This is a genomic window from Streptomyces sp. NPDC003042, from assembly GCF_053591315.1.
Genome location: NZ_JBSFTP010000160.1, coordinates 1,851 through 5,062 on the forward strand (window position 1 = coordinate 1,851; position 3,212 = coordinate 5,062).

General features: G+C 56.8%; 1 rRNA gene. It reads left to right on the plus strand.

Annotated features, from left to right (window positions below):
* Nucleotides 1–58 precede the first annotated feature (58 nt).
* Nucleotides 59–3,181: ribosomal RNA gene (locus ACWDYJ_RS35905) — 23S ribosomal RNA — on the plus strand.
* Nucleotides 3,182–3,212: the final 31 nt, after the last annotated feature.

A 3,212-nucleotide genomic window follows, 5' to 3' on the forward strand; every position in this document is an offset into this window, starting at 1 on the left:
GGGGTGATGGGTGGCTGGTCGTTGCTTGAGAACTACACAGTGGACGCGAGCATCTGTAGGCCAAGTTTTTAAGGGCACACGGTGGATGCCTTGGCACCAGGAACCGATGAAGGACGTGAGAGGCCGCGATAGGCCCCGGGGAGCTGCCAACTGAGCTTTGATCCGGGGGTGTCCGAATGGGGAAACCCGGCAGTCGTCATGGGCTGTCACCCACTGCTGAACACATAGGCAGTGTGGAGGGAACGAGGGGAAGTGAAACATCTCAGTACCCTCAGGAAGAGAAAACAACCGTGATTCCGGGAGTAGTGGCGAGCGAAACCGGATGAGGCCAAACCGTATGCGTGTGATACCCGGCAGGGGTTGCGCATGCGGGGTTGTGGGAATTCTTTTGACCGGTCTGCCGGCCGGTCGGCGAGTCAGAAACCGTTGATGTAGTCGAAGGACATGCGAAAGGTCCGGCGTAGAGGGTAAGACCCCCGTAGACGAAACATCAGCGGCTTGCTTAAGAATCTCCCAAGTAGCACGGGGCCCGAGAAATCCCGTGTGAATCTGGCGGGACCACCCGCTAAGCCTAAATATTCCCTGGTGACCGATAGCGGATAGTACCGTGAGGGAATGGTGAAAAGTACCGCGGGAGCGGAGTGAAATAGTACCTGAAACCGTGTGCCTACAAGCCGTGGGAGCGTCGCCGTTGTTCTTCGGAACAACGGTCGTGACTGCGTGCCTTTTGAAGAATGAGCCTGCGAGTTAGCGGTGTGTAGCGAGGTTAACCCGTGTGGGGAAGCCGTAGCGAAAGCGAGTCCGAATAGGGCGATTGAGTTGCACGCTCTAGACCCGAAGCGGAGTGATCTAGCCATGGGCAGGTTGAAGCGGAGGTAAGACTTCGTGGAGGACCGAACCCACCAGGGTTGAAAACCTGGGGGATGACCTGTGGTTAGGGGTGAAAGGCCAATCAAACTCCGTGATAGCTGGTTCTCCCCGAAATGCATTTAGGTGCAGCGTCGTGTGTTTCTTGCCGGAGGTAGAGCACTGGATAGGCGATGGGCCCTACCGGGTTACTGACCTTAGCCAAACTCCGAATGCCGGTAAGTGAGAGCACGGCAGTGAGACTGTGGGGGATAAGCTCCATGGTCGAGAGGGAAACAGCCCAGAGCATCGACTAAGGCCCCCAAGCGTACGCTAAGTGGGAAAGGATGTGGAGTCGCAGAGACAACCAGGAGGTTGGCTTAGAAGCAGCCACCCTTGAAAGAGTGCGTAATAGCTCACTGGTCAAGTGATTCCGCGCCGACAATGTAGCGGGGCTCAAGCGTACCGCCGAAGTCGTGTCATTGCAGCAATAGGGCCAACGCCCGCTGTGATGGGTAGGGGAGCGTCGTGTGCCGGGTGAAGCAGCAGCGGAAGCTAGTTGTGGACGGTTCACGAGTGAGAATGCAGGCATGAGTAGCGATACACACGTGAGAAACGTGTGCGCCGATTGACTAAGGGTTCCTGGGTCAAGCTGATCTGCCCAGGGTAAGTCGGGACCTAAGGCGAGGCCGACAGGCGTAGTCGATGGACAACCGGTTGATATTCCGGTACCCGCTTTGAAACGCCCAGTATCGAATCCATTGATGCTAAGGCCGTGAAGCCGTTCCGGACCCTTCGGGGAAAGGAAAGTGGTGGAGCCGCCGGCCCAAGGTGGTAGTAGGTAAGCGATGGGGTGACGCAGGAAGGTAGTCCAGCCCGGGCGGTGGTTGTCCCGGGGTAAGGGTGTAGGCCGAGGGGTAGGCAAATCCGTCCCTCATTAAGGCTGAGACCTGATGCCGAGCCGATTGTGGTGAAGTGGATGATCCTATGCTGTCGAGAAAAGCCTCTAGCGAGTTTCATGGCGGCCCGTACCCTAAACCGACTCAGGTGGTCAGGTAGAGAATACCGAGGCGTTCGGGTGAACTATGGTTAAGGAACTCGGCAAAATGCCCCCGTAACTTCGGGAGAAGGGGGGCCATCACTGGTGATCGGATTTACTCCGTGAGCTGGGGGTGGCCGCAGAGACCAGCGAGAAGCGACTGTTTACTAAAAACACAGGTCCGTGCGAAGCCGTAAGGCGATGTATACGGACTGACGCCTGCCCGGTGCTGGAACGTTAAGGGGACCGGTTAGTGACCTTTCGGGGTTGCGAAGCTGAGAACTTAAGCGCCAGTAAACGGCGGTGGTAACTATAACCATCCTAAGGTAGCGAAATTCCTTGTCGGGTAAGTTCCGACCTGCACGAATGGCGTAACGACTTCTCGACTGTCTCAACCATAGGCCCGGTGAAATTGCACTACGAGTAAAGATGCTCGTTTCGCGCAGCAGGACGGAAAGACCCCGGGACCTTTACTATAGTTTGATATTGGTGTTCGGTTCGGCTTGTGTAGGATAGGTGGGAGACTTTGAAGCCGTGACGCCAGTCATGGTGGAGTCGCCGTTGAAATACCACTCTGGTCGTGCTGGATGTCTAACCTCGGTCCGTGATCCGGATCAGGGACAGTGTCTGATGGGTAGTTTAACTGGGGCGGTTGCCTCCTAAAGAGTAACGGAGGCGCCCAAAGGTTCCCTCAGCCTGGTTGGCAATCAGGTGTTGAGTGTAAGTGCACAAGGGAGCTTGACTGTGAGACCGACGGGTCGAGCAGGGACGAAAGTCGGGACTAGTGATCCGGCGGTGGCTTGTGGAAGCGCCGTCGCTCAACGGATAAAAGGTACCCCGGGGATAACAGGCTGATCTTCCCCAAGAGTCCATATCGACGGGATGGTTTGGCACCTCGATGTCGGCTCGTCGCATCCTGGGGCTGGAGTCGGTCCCAAGGGTTGGGCTGTTCGCCCATTAAAGCGGTACGCGAGCTGGGTTTAGAACGTCGTGAGACAGTTCGGTCCCTATCCGCTGTGCGCGTAGGAATATTGAGAAGGGCTGTCCCTAGTACGAGAGGACCGGGACGGACGAACCTCTGGTGTGCCAGTTGTCCTGCCAAGGGCATGGCTGGTTGGCTACGTTCGGGAGGGATAACCGCTGAAAGCATCTAAGCGGGAAGCCTGCTTCGAGATGAGTATTCCCACCTCCTTGAGAGGGTAAGGCTCCCAGTAGACGACTGGGTTGATAGGCCAGATGTGGAAGCCCGGTAACGGGTGGAGCTGACTGGTACTAATAGGCCGAGGGCTTGTCCTCAGTTGCTCGCGTCCACTGTGTAGTTCTGAAG